The 16,000-nt window shown below is 70.7% G+C and carries 12 protein-coding genes; 4 read left to right on the top strand and 8 right to left on the bottom strand.

Annotated features, from left to right (window positions below; genetic code table 11):
* Window positions 1-87 precede the first annotated feature (87 nt).
* The 5 genes from glpK to SY2F82_RS23240 all read right to left on the bottom strand — a co-directional run bounded on the left by glpK (window position 88) and on the right by SY2F82_RS23240 (window position 6,078).
* Window positions 88-1,608, bottom strand: a complete 1,521-nt coding sequence (gene glpK, locus SY2F82_RS23260; protein ID WP_200421118.1) for a glycerol kinase GlpK — start codon at window positions 1,606-1,608, stop codon at window positions 88-90.
* Between the two features lie 21 nt (window positions 1,609-1,629).
* Complete coding sequence (locus SY2F82_RS23255; RefSeq protein WP_200421117.1) at window positions 1,630-2,388, bottom strand: MIP/aquaporin family protein; 759 nt, start codon at window positions 2,386-2,388, stop codon at window positions 1,630-1,632.
* A 338-nt stretch (window positions 2,389-2,726) separates the two neighbouring features.
* Window positions 2,727-4,367 (bottom strand): GGDEF domain-containing protein, encoded by a 1,641-nt coding sequence (locus SY2F82_RS23250; protein ID WP_200421116.1) that lies wholly within the window; start codon window positions 4,365-4,367, stop codon window positions 2,727-2,729.
* A 98-nt stretch (window positions 4,368-4,465) separates the two neighbouring features.
* Entirely contained in the window at window positions 4,466-5,656 is a 1,191-nt protein-coding gene (locus SY2F82_RS23245; protein WP_200421115.1) for a lipid-transfer protein, read from the bottom strand.
* Complete coding sequence (locus SY2F82_RS23240; RefSeq protein ID WP_200421486.1) at window positions 5,653-6,078, bottom strand: Zn-ribbon domain-containing OB-fold protein; 426 nt, start codon at window positions 6,076-6,078, stop codon at window positions 5,653-5,655. The genes SY2F82_RS23245 and SY2F82_RS23240 overlap by 4 nt, the downstream gene beginning before the upstream one ends.
* A gap of 152 nt (window positions 6,079-6,230) precedes the next feature.
* Between SY2F82_RS23240 and SY2F82_RS23235 the strand changes: the two genes are divergently transcribed.
* Window positions 6,231-7,040, top strand: a complete 810-nt coding sequence (locus SY2F82_RS23235) for a M15 family metallopeptidase (protein ID WP_200421114.1) — start codon at window positions 6,231-6,233, stop codon at window positions 7,038-7,040.
* Between the two features lie 47 nt (window positions 7,041-7,087).
* The gene (locus SY2F82_RS23230; RefSeq protein WP_200421113.1) at window positions 7,088-7,627 is read left to right on the top strand and encodes an NUDIX domain-containing protein; all 540 of its coding nucleotides are present in this window, start codon (window positions 7,088-7,090) and stop codon (window positions 7,625-7,627) included.
* A 44-nt stretch (window positions 7,628-7,671) separates the two neighbouring features.
* On the opposite strand, the gene SY2F82_RS23225 is transcribed toward SY2F82_RS23230, so the two are convergent.
* Window positions 7,672-10,038 carry a glycoside hydrolase family 31 protein gene (locus tag SY2F82_RS23225; RefSeq protein WP_200421112.1) on the bottom strand — a complete coding sequence of 789 codons (2,367 nt, stop codon included), beginning with the start codon at window positions 10,036-10,038 and terminating at the stop codon, window positions 7,672-7,674.
* 213 nt (window positions 10,039-10,251) lie between these two features.
* On the opposite strand from SY2F82_RS23225, the gene SY2F82_RS23220 reads away from it, so the two are divergent.
* Together SY2F82_RS23220 and SY2F82_RS23215 are read left to right on the top strand one after the other, a co-directional pair.
* Window positions 10,252-12,219, top strand: coding sequence for an acetoacetate--CoA ligase (locus SY2F82_RS23220; RefSeq protein WP_200421111.1), 1,968 nt, complete (start codon window positions 10,252-10,254; stop codon window positions 12,217-12,219).
* Between the two features lie 111 nt (window positions 12,220-12,330).
* Complete coding sequence (locus SY2F82_RS23215) at window positions 12,331-13,224, top strand: hypothetical protein (protein ID WP_200421110.1); 894 nt, start codon at window positions 12,331-12,333, stop codon at window positions 13,222-13,224.
* A gap of 74 nt (window positions 13,225-13,298) precedes the next feature.
* On the opposite strand, the gene ptsP is transcribed toward SY2F82_RS23215, so the two are convergent.
* Both ptsP and SY2F82_RS23205 read right to left on the bottom strand, forming a co-directional pair.
* The gene (ptsP, locus tag SY2F82_RS23210) at window positions 13,299-14,969 is read right to left on the bottom strand and encodes a phosphoenolpyruvate--protein phosphotransferase (RefSeq protein ID WP_200421109.1); all 1,671 of its coding nucleotides are present in this window, start codon (window positions 14,967-14,969) and stop codon (window positions 13,299-13,301) included.
* A gap of 79 nt (window positions 14,970-15,048) precedes the next feature.
* Complete coding sequence (locus tag SY2F82_RS23205) at window positions 15,049-15,498, bottom strand: PTS glucose transporter subunit IIA (protein ID WP_200421108.1); 450 nt, start codon at window positions 15,496-15,498, stop codon at window positions 15,049-15,051.
* Between the last annotated feature and the right edge of the window lie 502 nt (window positions 15,499-16,000).

The raw sequence follows: 16,000 nt of genomic DNA, 5'->3' as shown, positions 1-16,000 counted from the left end.
AGCCGCCGTGGCGCACGCGCGCGTGGCTCAGGCGAGACGCACGCGCGCGTGGCTCATGGGAGACGCACGCGCGTGTCGACGTGCGGGTCAGTCCCCCTCGTCCTCCTGCCAGCCGAAGCTCTTCTCCACGGCCTTGCGCCAGTTGCGGTACTCCCGGTCGCGGACCGACGCCTCCATGGCGGGCGTCCACTCGACGTCCTTCTGCCAGTGCGACTTGAGCTCGTCGAGGTCGTTCCACACCCCGGTCGCGAGGCCTGCCGCGTACGCGGCGCCCAGGCAGGTCGTCTCGGAGACCTTCGGCCGGATCACCGGCACGCCGAGCACGTCCGCCTGGTGCTGCATCAGCAGGTTGTTCTTCGTCATGCCGCCGTCGACCTTCAGGGTGGTGATCGGCACCCCGGAGTCCTGGTACATGGCGTCCACGACCTCACGCGTCTGCCAGCTCGTCGCCTCCAGCACCGCCCGCGCCAGGTGTGCCTTGGTGACGTAGCGGGTCAGCCCGGTGACCACCCCGCGCGCGTCGGAGCGCCAGTAAGGGGCGAACAGGCCGGAGAAGGCGGGCACGATGTACGCCCCGCCGTTGTCGTCGACGCTCGCCGCAAGCGTCTCGATCTCGTCCGCGGTGCGGATGATGCCGAGCTGGTCGCGGAGCCACTGCACGAGCGCACCGGTGATCGCGATCGACCCCTCCAGGCAGTAGACCGGCGCTTCGTCACCGATCTTGTAGCCCATGGTCGTCAACAGCCCGTTCTTCGACGGCACCGGCCTGTTGCCGGTGTTGAGCAGCAGGAAGCTGCCCGTGCCGTAGGTGTTCTTGGCCGTCCCCACGTCGTAGCAGGCCTGCCCGAACACCGCCGCCTGCTGGTCGCCCAGCGCGGAGGCGACGGGGACGCCCGCGAGTTGGCCGACAGCGGTTCCGTACACCTCGGAGGAGGACCTGATCTCCGGGAGGATCGCCTCCGGGACGTTCATGGCGGACAGGATGGATGTATCCCACTGGAGCGTCTGGAGGTTCATCAGCATTGTGCGCCCCGCGTTGGTGACGTCGGTGACGTGCCGTCCGCCGTCCGTTCCGCCGGTCAGGTTCCAGATCAGCCAGGAGTCGATGGTGCCGAACGCGATCTCGCCGCGCTCGGCCCGTGCCCTGAGCCCGGGCACGTTGTCCAGCAGCCAGGCCGCCTTGGGCCCGGAGAAGTAACTCGCGAGCGGTAGCCCGGTCTGCTCGCGGAAACGGTCCTGCCCATCGGGGCCGCCGAGTTCGTTGCACAGCGCGGCCGTCCGGGTGTCCTGCCAGACGATCGCGTTGTGCACCGGCTTGCCCGTGGCGCGGTCCCACAGGACCGTGGTCTCGCGCTGGTTGGTGATGCCGAGCGCGGCTATCTGGTCGGCGCGCAGCCCGGCCTTGGCGATGGCGCCCGCGACCACCGCCTGCACCTTGGACCAGATCTCCGTGGCGTCGTGCTCCACCCACCCCGGCTTGGGGAAGATCTGGCGGTGTTCACGCTGGTCCACTGCGACGATCCCGCCGCTGTGGTCGAAGACGATGCAGCGGCTGGATGTGGTGCCCTGGTCGATAGCGGCGACGTACTTGCGGTCGTGGTCCGTCATGACGTCCCCTTCGTCAAAGGGTCAGAAGGCTGCTTTGTACACAAGGGCCGACAGCGCACCGCCGATCAGCGGTCCTACCACCGGGATCCAGGCGTAGCCCCAGTCCGACCCGCCCTTGTTGGGGATCGGCAGCAGGGCGTGGGTGATGCGCGGGCCGAGGTCCCGGGCGGGATTGATCGCGTATCCGGTGGGCCCGCCGAGGGAGAGGCCGATGCCGACGACGAGCAGGGAGACGAGCAGGATGCCGATGCCCGAGCCGTACGCTGTCGTGCCGGGGATGATGCCGATGCCGGTGCCGAGGTTCTTGCCGAAGAACAGGATGGGCAGCACCAGACCCACGGTCGCGATGATCTCGGTGATCAGGTTGGCGACCGGATTGCGGATCTCCGGGGCGGTGGAGAAGATCCCGAGCGTGGGCTGGGCCCTGTCCTCCTCGGCGTTCGCCTGGAACTGGGCGAAGTAGACGAGCCAGGTCAGCACGGCGCCGAGGATCGCCCCCGCCATCTGGCCCAGCAGGTAGTACGGGACGTCTTCCCACTTGGTGATGCCGGCGATGGCGAGGCCGATGGTCACCGCCGGGTTGAGGTGTCCGCCGGACTTGGGGGCGGCGGTGTAGGCGCCCGCGAGGACGCCGAAGCCCCAGCCGAAGGCGATGACGACCCAGCCCGCGCCTTTCGCCTTGGAGTAGTGCAGGGTGACGGCGGCGCAGACTCCCGCGCCGAACAGGATGAGTACGGCCGTGCCGATCAACTCGCCGATGAAGATGCTTGCATGCGTCATGGCGGCTCCTAGGCCCTCGCCCGGGGTCCGTCCGGCCCCGTGTCGGTCCTCCGTGCAGGGTTGCGTTTCCCTTGGCGACTTCAGCCGAAGGCAGGGAGGGTCCCGAACCCCGCCCGGCGTCCGCGACGAGCGTGCCTGTGCAGCGGAACCGCCCGTGGGGGGACAACCCGTTGGTACCGGTGTGGGCCTCGGGTCGCATGACCGAAGACGCCCGAATGCGGCGATGCCGACTGACATCCGGAAGTGTTCTCCCGCACCCACGGAGCGTCAAGGCAGGCGACGTAAACGGTGGGCAGGCATCCGCAGGATCGGGGAGAGCAGCCAGGCGTGGAGTGGTGTCAGCGGCCAGCCGGCACGCCCGCCGGAGCCGGAGCCGGGAGCGAGCCGCGGCGGATCTCGTGGCCCGGCAGACCGGCTCGGCCCAGGACCCAACTCGCGCCGCGCAGCGCCTTCGCCGCCTGTTTGAGGGGGGCCAGGCACGCCGCCGCCTGACGGTGGTCGGTCACGCTGCCGGGTGCGCACACGACCGTGGCCAGCGACAGCGTGACCGTGCGCCCGCCCGCCGACCAAGGTGAGTCCAGCACCGACGCCGCCAGCGGGTCGAGCCTCTCGGGATCGGCCAGCACCAGGAAGTCGTCCCCGCCGATGTGCCCCACCCTGGTGCTCCCCGACGCCGCGCCCTGCAACGCCCGCCCGACCGCACGAATGAGCTCGTCACCGGCGGCGAACCCCGCCCCGTCGTTGACCTGCTTGAAGTGGTCGACGTCCAGCCAGCTCAGCGCGAACACCCGTCCGTCCGCGATCCGCCGGTCCACCTCACCGGTGATGGCGTCCGACCCGGGCAGCCGGGTCAGCGGATTGAGCCCCGCCGCCTCCTCGACCCGGCTCTCGGCCAGCGCCCGTACGAGGTCCGCGAGCCGTACGACGCCCACACACCGCCCCTGCCGGTCGACCACCGCCACGTCGTCCGAGGTGCGGTCCCGCTCGCCGTCCGCGACCACGTCGAGCACCTCCCAGGCCGTGGCGCCGATGCCGACCGTGCGCGGCGGATCACCCAGCTTCGCGGCGGGCCGGTCGGCGTACAGCGCATGCCCGTACCGCCCCGACATGGACAGCAGGAACCGCGAACGGTGCACAGAGCGGACCGGCACCCCGCCCTGGTCCACCAGCAGCACACCGGACACCTCCGGTGACCCGGTGAGCAGCGCCCGTACCTGACCCGCCGAGGCCGTCGCGGGCAGCAGCGCGGCGGGCCGCAGGAACTGCCGCACCGACGGCCCGCCACGCGGGGTCGCGGGCACGGAAGGGGCCATCATCGGAACGTATACGTCCACGGCAGGCCGCCGGGACGGCGGCGCGAACAGATCACCCTGTGCCAACTGCGCGCCCGCCGCCCGTACCGCCGCACACTGTGTCTCGGTCTCCACACCTTCGACCGACAGCAACGCGCCCAGTTGTTCGCAGAGCGTCCCCATGGCCCGCACCGCGGCCGGTCGCGTCAGCAGGGACGCGTCGAGCTTCACCAGATCCGGCGCCATGTCCGCCAGCAGGCGCAACGGTGCATCGCCGTCGCCGACTCCGTCCGCGCAGATCCGGAAACCCTCGCCCCGCAGTACGCCCACGGCGTCCAGCAGGGCCCGGTGCGGTACGTGCGTGTAGGGCGGACCGACGTCGACCGTGACTTCCCACGGCAGCCGCCCCGCCTGGTGCACGGCCTGTCGCAGGGCCGTGAGGCCGCCGAGATCGGCGAGCGTCGCCGCGAACACGTTGACGTGCAGCGGCAGGAGAGTCTCCTTGCGCGCTGCGGCGCCGACCGCCAAGGCGGCCAGACTGCCGTCGAGTTCAGGGTCCCGGCGGGCCTGTGCGAGGACATCGCCGGTCTCCGGGCGCGCGAGGATCTCCAGTGCCGCCACCCCTCCGGTCGTCAGATTGACCACCGGCTGGAAGGCGAAGCGGATGCTGTCCGTCCAGGAGGGCACGACAGCATGATGGCGTCCTCAGCACCTGCCGAGGCCCAGTTCATGACCTGTTCACACAGCATTCCCGAGTGGTCACACAGCGTACGGATGTCGCCGGGTCACCGCACCGCGATCACCGCGGACCCGTGTCCGAACAGCCCCTGGTTCGCGGTGATCCCGATCCGTGCCCCCGCCACCTGGCGGTCGCCCGCCTCACCCCGCAACTGCCAGGTCAGCTCGCACACCTGGGCGATCGCCTGCGCCGGGACGGCCTCACCGAAGGACGCCAGGCCGCCGCTCACGTTGACGGGTATGCGCCCGCCGAGCGCCGTGGCTCCCTCTCTCAGCAGCTTGGCCCCCTCGCCCCGCGCGCACAGGCCCAGGTCTTCGTACCACTGCAGTTCCAGGGCGGTGGACAGGTCGTAGACCTCGGCGAGGGAGAGGTCCTCGGGCCCGATCCCCGCCTCCTCGTAGGCGGCTCGCGCGATCGACGCGCGGAACGTCTCGGACGCCGGCTCGACCGCCACAGCCGAGTCCGTGGCGATGTCGGGCAGGTCCAGCACGGTATTGGGATAGCGGGGCGTCACCGTGGACACCGCCCGGATACGCACCGGCCGCGCCGCTCCGTGCCGGTGTGCGAACTCCATGCTCGACAGGACGAGCGCCGCCCCGCCGTCCGAGGTCGCGCAGATGTCGAGGAGCCGCAGCGGGTCGGCCACCACCGCCGAGGCGGCGACCTCATCGGCGGTGACCCGCTTGCGGTACCGGGCGTGGGGATTGAGTGCTCCCATGGCCGCGTTCTTCACCTTGACCCGGGCGAAGTCGTCGACCGTGTCCCCGTGGACGGCCATCCGGCGGCGTGCGTACAGACCGAAGTACGCCGGGTTGGTCGCCCCGAGGATCCGGAACCGCAGCCAGTCCGGATCGTCGGGCCGGTCACCGCCCGCGGGGCGGAAGAACCCCGTGGGGGCCGCGTCGGCGCCGACCACCAGCACCACGTCCGCGAGCCCCGAAAGGATCTGAGCCCGTGCGGTGCCGACCGCCTGCGCCCCCGAAGCGCACGCCGCGTACACGCTCGTCACCCTCGCCCCCTGCCAGCCGAGCGCCTTGGCGAACGTCGCCCCCGCCACGTACCCGGGATAACCACCCCGCACCGTGTCCGCGCCCACGATCGAGCCGACGTCCCGCCAGTCGATCCCCGCGTCCGTGAGCGCCGCCCGCGCGGCCACCGTGCCGTACGCGACGAAGCCGCGTCCCCCTTTGCCCCACGGGTGCATGCCCGCGCCGAGCACCGCCACGTCGTCCGTCATCCCGTCACCCCCGTCGGCCGCCAGTGCCATGTCGTCCAGGTCGTCTCCGCGTCCTCGTGCAGCACACCGGGGACGACCTCCGCCTCCATGCCCACCGCCAGATCGGCGACGGCCACCCCCGGAACCGCCTGCCCGAGCACCACGATCCGCTCTGCTTCCAGTTCCACCGCGATCAACGCGTAGGGCCGCCAGGGAAGTTCCGGATTCGTCACATAGGGTGACGGTGGTCGGTAGCGAGTGTCGGTGTACGACCAGATTCGCCCTTGTTTGGAAAGTGACAGTTCGATGAGGTCGCCGCCCGTGCAGCCGGGGTTGCGGCAGAAGGCGTCCTCGCGCGGAAAGAACACCGACCGGCAGGCGGAGCACCTTGTGCCGACAAGACGGAAGTCTTCTCCCTCACCCGTGAACCATCCGGCCACCACAGGGGTGCGGATGTGTGCCATGGCCCCTCCCCGAGCACTGATCTGACGGAACGTCAGGAGTCTGCCACGTACTCCGGGAAATCGGCAGACGCGCCGCAGAACGGCGCAGGCGCCCTTCCCCCGCCGAACCCCGACTGATAAATGCAAGGGACATGACACGTTCCTCGGCCGTCGTACGAAGCCTCGTCACCGCGCTCGCCGCATTCCTCGCCGTCGTCTCCGCCTCGGCCACCGCTCCGGCCGCGCCGCAGCCCAAGGCGCCCCCGGACTTCGTCGCGCTGAGATCCGTGGACCCGACGATCCTCCAGGAGATCCGGTACTTCACCCCGCACAACTTCGTCGGTGAGCGCATCGACGGCTACCAACAGCCCCTGTGCCTCCTCACCCGCCCGGCCGCCGAGGCGCTCCACAAGGCACAGGCCGAGCTGGTGCGCGAGGGCTACACGCTCAAGGTCTACGACTGCTACCGGCCGCAACGCGCCGTCGACCACTTCGTGCGCTGGGCCAAGGACCTCGACGACCAGAGGATGAAGGCCGAGTTCTATCCGCGGGTCGACAAGACCCGCCTGTTCGCGGACGGCTACATCGCGGAGAAATCCGGGCACAGCCGCGGATCCACCATGGACCTGACGATCGTGCGACGGCCTGTCAGGCCGACCCGTCCCTACGTCCCCGGCCGGCCGCTCGTGCCGTGTTACGCGCCGAAGGCCGAGCGCTTTCCCGACAACTCCGTCGACATGGGTACGGGATTCGACTGCTTCGACACACTGGCCCACACGGACGACCCCCGGATCGTCGGCGAGCAGCGCGCCAACAGACAGCTCCTGAAACGCACCCTCGAGGGCCTAGGCTTCGTCAACCTCGCCGAGGAGTGGTGGCACTACACCTTCAAGCCAGAGCCCTACCCGGACACCTACTTCGACTTCCCCGTGTCCATGAAGTCGCTGACGTCCTCCCCTTGAGCCGCTCCCGGAAGACGCCGCACAGATGATCGGATACAGTCCGCCACGTGTCCGAATCCCCGATCCCGTCCGCCGTCGACTCCGTGCCGGACTCCCACTGTTCGAGCTGCGGAGCGCCCTACGGAGAGGGCATCTCCGGCTGGCCCCGCACCTGCGCCGCCTGCGGCACGGTGGCCTACCGCAACCCGCTGCCCGTCGCGGTCGCCCTCCAGCCCGTGTACGACACCAAGGGCACGTCCCTCGTCGTCATCACCCGGACCGTCCCGCCCGCACGCGGCGGCATCGCGCTGCCCGGAGGGTTCATCGACCACCGGGAGGACTGGAGGCACGCCGTCGTCCGGGAGCTGAAGGAGGAGACCGGCATCGGCGCCGTCGCCCGCGACGTGCGGCTCGTCGACGCGATGAGCTCGCCCGACGGCCACCTGCTGCTGTTCGGGCTTCTTCCGGAGCGTCCGGCCGCGGACCTGCCCCCGTCCACCGGTACGGACGAGACGGAGGGCTGGCAGCTCCTGCGCCGACCCGCCGAACTCGCCTTCCCCCTGCACACGCTGGCAGTGCAGGGGTGGTTCGAGGGCCGCTACGTGTGAGCCCACGCGGGACGCGCAGCACAGCCTCGCGCGTCCCGCCCGGGTCACGCGTGGTCCAGGCCCCGTACCCGCACCGGATACACGGGATCGCTGCGGCCTTCGTCCGTCTCCCGCCGGACCACCACCCGGCGCCCCTTCCACCGCGTCACATAACGCTCGATCTCCGGCTCCTCCCAGCCGTCGCCCGCGTCCGGCACCACGATCCCGCCCCCGGACCGCCCCCGCGCGGGCGCCCAGACCTCCAGCTCCAGGCCCCCGTCGGCACCCCGCACGGGCAGGACGGCGCCCGCACGCGCGAACACCGGGATCCGCCCCAGGGGCGCGTCGACCACCTTGTGGCTCGCCCCTTCGTACACCGCCTCGGTCACCGTGTCGTACCAGCGGCCGGGCGGCAGCAGCACCGTCCGCCGGACCGCGCCGGCCTCCAGCACCGGTGCCACCAGGAGGCTGTCGCCGAGCAGGAAGGCGTCTTCACAGTTCCTCAGTGCCCTGTTCTCGGGCGCGCCCCACCACAGGGGCCGCACATAGGGCGCACCCGTGCGGCGCGCCAGATGCGCCAGGGTGACGAAGTACGGCAGCAGCCGCCGTCGCTCGGCGAGCGCCACGCGCGCGTGCTCCAGAACGTCGTCGCCGAACTCCCAGGGCTCCCGTCGCCCGGCGCGCAGACTCGCGTGGGTGCGGAACAGCGGCAAGTAGGCGGCGAGTTGCAACCAGCGCAGATACAGCTCCGGCGACGGAGTCCCGTCGAAGCCGCCGACGTCCGGCCCGGAGTACGGCACACCGCACAGCCCGAGTCCCATCACCAGCGACAGCGAGGCGCGCAACCCCGGCCAGCCCGTGGCCACGTCCCCGGACCAGGTCCCGCCGTAGCGCTGCATGCCGACCCACCCGGAGCGGGAGAAGAGGAACGGCCGCTGATCGGGGACGAGACCGCACAGCCCCTCGTACGCGGCCCGCGCCATGCACAGGGCGTACACGTTGTGGGCCTCGCGGTGGTCACCGCCCCGGCCCTCCAACGCGTGCCGGGCCGAGCGCGGCAGGGTGTTCTCCCCGAAAGCAGTGAACGACACCGGCTCGTTCATGTCGTGCCAGAACCCCGCGAAGCCCTGGGCGAGGCGCTCCTGGTACAGCCCGCCCCACCACTCACGCACGCGCGCGTGCGTGAAGTCGGGGTAGACGCTCTCACCGGGCCACGCGACCCCTTCCACCGGTCGCCCCGACGCGTCCCGCACGAACGCGTCCCTCGCGTGCCCGCTGTCGTACACGGGATCGCCCGGCTCGGCCTTCACCGCGGGGTCGACGATCGACACCAGGCGGATCCCGTCCCGGCGCAGATCCTCGGCGAGCACCGGCAGCTTCGGGAAGCGGTCCCGGTCGACGGAGAACACCCGGTGGCCGTCGAGGTGATCGATGTCGAGATGGACGGCATCTAGTGGAAGGTCGCGCTCCGAATAGCCGGCGACGACCCGGCGCACCTCCTGCTCGCTGCCGAAGCCCCACCGCGCGTGATGGTGCCCCAGTGCCCAGGCCGGCGGCACGGCCGGCACCCCGGTCAGCGACACCCAGACGCGCAGCACGCGCGCGGGGGTGCCCACCATCACCCAGCAGCGCAGCGGCCCGCCGTCCATCCGCACCTCACAGGCTCCCGCCCGATCGTGCCCGGAGCCCGCACCCTCCTCGCCCTCGCGCAACGTCACCGTGCCGTCCCACGAGGTGTCGTGGAAGACCAGGTGCGTGCCCGCGTCGGCCACCACCATCTGGACCGGCATGGTGATGTACAGGGGGTCGTCGCCGGGCCCGAACGGCCGCCCCGGGTCCGTGTTCCACAGCCGGTACGTCCCGTCGCGCAGTCGCGGCCCCCCGACCCGTCCGCCGAGCCCGAAGAAGCGCGCGTCGGGCGCCACCTCCGCCCGCTGCATCCAGCGCGCGCCGCCCCCGCCCGCCGGCTCCCACCACCGGGGCGGCAGGTCCCGGCGCAGGGTCACGCCACCGGGGGTACACACCTCGATCGCTCCGTGCCGCGACACCACGACCGTGACGCGCTCCGCCACGACACGCCAGCCGCCATCCTTGTCCGGCTCCAGCACCGCCCGCGGATCCGGCTCCGGACAGCGGCCCGCGAGGGCGTAGGACGGCTCCGGCGCCACCCCGTCCCAGCCCCAGAACACGGCCCCGTTCACGGCGACCATGACCCGCAACTCGGTGCGCGCGAACCGGACGACACCCCCGCCCGGCCCGGGCTCCACGTCCCGCACGAGCCCCGGCACCCGCGCCCGCTCCGCGCCCCGCCGCGGCAACCCGGTGGCATCGGCACGCCGCCTGCGCCAGGCGGCCCGCACGGTGCGCAGGCCCCCTGCCGCACCCCCCGAACCGACCGCTTTCACCGAACGCACCAGGTCACGACCGTCCATGCTGCTCACCCTGCCACTGACGTCCTCGTACAGGGGTACCGTTCAACTGCCGTTCACCTGTGTTCTGAGCACAGCGTCGCGATGCCGACTATGTGGGGCACACCCTGGTGCAGAAGTCGATCACATGGCATCGTCCGTGTCAGCCGCGTGACGCGCACACCCCAGCACGTGCGCGGACCACGCACACGACGCGTACAGTCCGGGAGCCGCCCCATGACCTCAGCGAACCCCACGCCTCTCTGGCAGCCCGACGCCGACCGCATCGCCCGGGCACAGATCACCCGGTTCCAGGCCTGGGCGGCAGAACGCCACGGAGCACCCGCCGAGGGCGGCTACCCAGCGCTGCACCGCTGGTCGGTGGACGAGCTGGAGACCTTCTGGAAGGCCGTCACGGAGTGGTTCGACGTGCGGTTCTCCACGCCGTACGCGCGCGTGCTCGGCAACCGTTCCATGCCGGGCGCCGAATGGTTCCCCGGGGCGACCCTGAACTACGCCGAACACGCCCTGCGCGCGGCAGCCACCCGAGCCGACGACCCCGCCCTGCTGGCCGTCGACGAGACCCACGAGCCCCGCCTGGTCACCTGGTCCGAGCTGCGCCGCCAGGTCGGCTCGCTCGCCGCCGAACTGCGCGCTCTGGGCGTACGCCCCGGAGACCGCGTCAGCGGCTACCTGCCCAACATCCCCGAGGCCGTCGTCGCCCTCCTCGCCACGGCTGCCGTCGGTGGCGTGTGGACCTCCTGCGCACCCGACTTCGGAGCCCGCAGCGTCCTGGACCGCTTCCAGCAGGTCGAACCCGTCGTCCTGATCACGGTCGACGGCTACCGCTACGGCGGCAAGGAGCACGACCGCCGAGAGACCGTCGCCGAACTCCGCCGCGAACTGCCCACCCTGCGAGCCGTCGTCCACATCCCGCTCCTCGGCACCGACGCCCCCGAAGGCGCCCTGGAATGGTCGGCCCTGACCTCGGCGGACGTCGAGCCCGTCTTCGAGCAGGTGCCCTTCGACCACCCGCTGTGGGTGCTGTACTCCTCTGGCACCACCGGCCTGCCCAAGGCCATCGTCCAGTCCCAGGGCGGCATCCTGATCGAGCACCTCAAGCAGCTCGGCCTGCACTGCGACCTCGGCCCCGAAAGCTGCCTCTTCTGGTACACGTCCACCGGCTGGATGATGTGGAACTTCCTCGTCTCCGGCCTGCTGACGGGCACCATGATCGTCCTGTACGACGGCAGCCCCGGCCACCCCGACACCGGCGCCCAGTGGCGCGTCGCCGAACGCACCGGGGCCACGCTCTTCGGCACGTCCGCCGCGTACGTCATGGCCTGCCGCAAGGCAGGCGTCCACCCGGCCCGCGACTACGACCTCACGACGGTGCAGTGCGTGGCCACCACCGGCTCGCCGCTGCCACCGGACGGCTTCGCCTGGCTGCACGACGAGGTCCGCGACGACCTGTGGATCGCCTCCGTCAGCGGCGGCACCGACGTGTGCTCCTGCTTCGCGGGAGCCGTACCGACTCTTCCCGTGTACATCGGCGAGCTCCAGGCGCCCGGCCTCGGCACCGACCTGCAGTCCTGGGACCCCAGCGGCAAGCCCCTCATCGACGAGGTCGGGGAGCTGGTCGTCACCAACCCCATGCCCTCCATGCCGATCCGCTTCTGGAACGACCCCGACGGCAGCCGCTACCACGAAAGCTACTTCGCCATGTATCCGGGAGTGTGGCGCCACGGCGACTGGATCACCGTCACCACCCGCGGTTCCGTGATCATCCACGGCCGCTCGGACTCCACGCTCAACCGCCAGGGCGTCCGCATGGGATCTGCCGACATCTACGAAGCCGTGGAACGCCTCCCCGAGATCAGGGAGTCCCTCGTCATCGGCATCGAACAGCCCGACGGCGGCTACTGGATGCCCCTGTTCGTCCACCTGGCCCCCGGGGCCGTCCTCGACGACGCCCTGCTGAACCGCATCAAGCAGACCATCCGCGAACAGCTCTCACCGCGCCACGTCCCCGACGAGATCATCGAAGTCCCGGGCGTCCCGCACACCCTCACGGGCAAGCGCATCGAGGTCCCGGTCAAACGCCTCCTGCAGGGCGCCCCGCTGGAAAAGGCCGTCAACCCTGGCTCCATCGACAATCTCGACCTGCTCCATTTCTACGAGGACCTGGCCCGCAAACGCGCCTGACGCACCCAGTCCCGCACCCGCGACGGCCTGCCGGCCACCTCGACCGGCAGGCCGTTGTCAGCGCCACCCGCTACGTTGAGTGAGCACGAATCACTGTACGTAGGGGGAATCATGCCGCACACCGAGCAGCGGACCATGCGACGCGTCCTGCGCCGCGAGATCGCCGGCACCATCGGCCTGCTGACCGACGAACACGACTTCACCGCGATGCGGCGCTACCGCACCTTCACCTTCGATGACCACACGACCTACCTGCAGCAGGTGGAAGCCCTGCTCAGGACCCTCGCCGCGCAGGGCAGCCACACGACGGTCGCCCTCTTCGACCCCGAGGAGTACGCGGAGTTCTGCGCCCACAACGGCCTGGAACCGGACGCCCCGTCCAGCCGCACCCGCTTCACCGCAGGACTGGCCGCCACCGGACCAGCCATCCCGTACGAAGGACAGCCCCTGACCGAACTCGTCCCCGACCTGATCGACGAGGCAGTACGGCAGGCCACCTGGCAATACGCGACCAATGTGCTGGCCCGGCTGGGCGCGTGCGCCTCCTGCGGCGAGGACATCGGGCGCTCAGCCTTCGCGCACGCCTCCCACCTTCTCGCCCGTATCCTCGACACCGCGAGCCCCGGGCACCGACACCTCGTGTGCAGCGTCTCCGCCGCACCCGAGACACTCGTCGCCGTGCTCCACGCGGACGAGGCCCCCGACGGCACGGCCCGCCTCGACGAGACCGAGGCACTGGAATTCACCAGCGTCCTCGCGCTCGGCATCGCCACCCACAGCGCCGGCGGCCTCGTCATGCGCACCACAGCGCCCGGCAGCCCTGACCGTGTCTACGGGTGGCGCTTGCGCGGCGAACGACTGCAACCACTCACCGCCGCAGAGGTCTTCGACGCCTACTGCACCGACATCGAGTCCGGTGATCTGGTCTCGCCCGAATCCGGTGTCGACTACTGCACCCCACCCGACCTCGGAGACGACGGCCTCACACCCGGCCACGCCCATTGAACGGGCGAGGGGCGCCCCACCAGAAGGCGGAGCGCCCCTCGCCGTACGACGCCGGAACGACGACCTCGTGCCGACTACTCGCCGGACAGCACCGTCTGAGCCGCCCTGCGCGCCTCGTCGGCGGTGTCCGCGGCACGCGCGGCCGCCGCGGCACGCTCGCACTGCGCCAGCGTGTACTTCGCCAGCGTCGCCCGGACATAGGGAATCGACGCAGCACCCATGGACAAGGAGGTGACGCCCAGACCGGTCAGCACGCACGCCAGCAGCGGATCCGACGCGGCCTCACCGCAGACACCGCAGCTCTTGCCCTCGGCCTTCGCCGCCTCCGCGGACAACGCGACCAGGTCGAGCAACGCCGGCTGCCACGGATCCTGCAGACGCGACACCGCACCCACCTGACGGTCCGCGGCGAACGTGTACTGCGCGAGGTCGTTGGTTCCCAGCGACAGGAACTCGACCTCCTGCAGGATCGAGCGCGCCCGCAGCGCGGCCGACGGGATCTCCACCATGGCACCGAACTTCGCCCGCAGCCCGGCCTCACGGCACGCGTCAGCGAACGCCTTGGCGTCGGTGCGGTCGGCGACCATCGGCGCCATGACCTCCAGGTAGACCGGCAGCCCCTCCGCGGCCTTCGCGAGCGCCGTCAGCTGGGTGCGCAGCACCTCCGGGTGGTCGAGCAGCGTCCGCAGACCGCGCACACCCAGCGCCGGGTTCGGCTCGTCCGCCGGGGTCAGGAAGTCCAGCGGTTTGTCCGCACCCGCGTCCAGCACCCGCACGACGACACGGCCCTCGGGGAACGCCTCGAGGACCTGCCGGTAGGCCTCGATCTGCTTCTCCTCGGACGGCGCCTTCTTGTTGTCGTCGAGGAACAGGAACTCCGTACGGAACAGACCGACACCCTCGGCACCCGCCTCGACAGCGGCCGGCACGTCCGCCGGACCTCCGACGTTCGCCAGCAGCGGCACCTTGTGACCGTCGGCCGTGGCACCCGGCCCGGTCGAGGCCGCCAGGGCCGCCTTGCGCTCCGCCGCCGCGGCCTCCAGCTGCGCCTTCTTCTCGTCGCTCGGGTTCACGAATATCTCGCCCGTGCTGCCGTCGACTGCGATCACCGTGCCCTCGGCGAGCTCACCCGCACCCGGCAGCGCCACCACGGCGGGAACGCCGAGTGCCCGCGCCAGGATGGCGCTGTGGCTCGTCGGCCCGCCCTCCTCGGTGACGAAGCCGAGCACCAGGGACGGATCCAGCAGGGCGGTGTCCGCCGGCGCGAGATCCCGGGCGACCAGTACGTACGGCTCGTCGCTGTCCGGCACACCCGGCATGGGCACCCCGAGCAGACGCGCGACGATGCGGTTCCGCACGTCATCGAGATCGGCCACACGCCCGGCGAGGTACTCCCCGGCGCCCGCCAGCAGCTCCCGGTACGCGGCGAACGCGTCGTACACGGCCCGCTCCGCCGAGCTGCCGACGGCTATACGACGCTCCACGTCGGCCATCAGCTCGGGGTCCTGGGCCATCATGGCCTGGGCCTCCAGCACCGCCTGCGCCTCGCCGCCCGCGAGATTGCCGCGCGCGGTCAGATCGGCTGCCACGGCTTTCACGGCCTGGCGTGCGCGCCCCTGTTCACGCTCCGCCTCCTCCGCCGGGATCTGCTTCGCCGGGGGCTCGAGCACCGCCGTCCCCATGTGCCGAACCTCGCCGATCGCCACACCGTGGCTCACACCGACGCCTCGCAGCGTTGTCTCCATCTCACCCGTCTCCGAATCATGCGGCGGGTCCCGCCACCGCGATGGTTGTCTGTTGTGCCGTTCAGTTACGGCGCCGGCATCACTGCCAGGAGAAGAGCTGGTCGCCCGCCTTCACGTCGCCGTCCTCACGGAGACCGGACAGGGAGTCGGCCGTGGCCTCGAGCGCCACCACCGGGCACACCGGGGACTTGCCGGCCTGCTCGACGGCGGCCGGGTTCCAGCGCACGACGGCCTGACCACGCGCGACGGTGTCGCCCTTGTTGACGAGCAGCTCGAAGCCCTCGCCGTTCAGCTGCACGGTGTCGATGCCCAGGTGGGTCAGAACGCCGTGTCCCTCTCCGTCCACCACGACGAAGGCGTGCGGATGAAGGGACACGATGACGCCGTCCACGGGGGAGACGGCCTCCATGGGCTCACGTACGGGGTCGATCGCCATGCCGGGACCGACCATCGCTCCTGAGAAGACGGGGTCGGGCACTGCGGCCAGTCCGATCGCACGTCCGGCGAGAGGGGACGTCACGGTGGTCATGGAAAGCCTCCCAGGGGTGGAGATCCGAACGGGCCGTCACTGCCAGTCCCGGACGGCGCACTGGGCAGCAGCGTATGTCATATGAACTGCCGGTTCCGCATGAGACGTACGGGTTGGCGGCCCTTGGAACATGGCGCGAGCGATTTGCACCCGCTCCCGGGCCGGTGTACAGTCGTACTCCTGCCTGGGGCGGAGCGATGCGACCGAGCGTCGTTGGCCGGGCAGCACTCAAACTTGTCAGATCCTATCTCGGGATCCGTTTTGCATGTCTGCAGGGCGGTGGTCAGAGAGACGGAAAAACACTGATAGAGTTTGGAACACCGAAGGGAAGCGCCCGGAGGAAAGCCGAGAGAGTGAGTCTCTCCGGTGAGTACAAAGGAAGCGTCCGTTCCTTGAGAACTCAACAGCGTGCCAAAAGTCAACGCCAGATATGTTGATACCCCGTCCGTCGGATGATTCCGATGGTCGAGGTTCCTTTGAAATAACACAGCGAGGACGCTGT

It is taken from the genome of Streptomyces sp. Y2F8-2 (assembly GCF_014905555.1).
In the GTDB taxonomy this organism is placed as follows: Bacteria; Actinomycetota; Actinomycetes; order Streptomycetales; family Streptomycetaceae; genus Streptomyces; species Streptomyces cynarae.
This window is presented reverse-complemented; position numbering and strand designations above follow the sequence as displayed.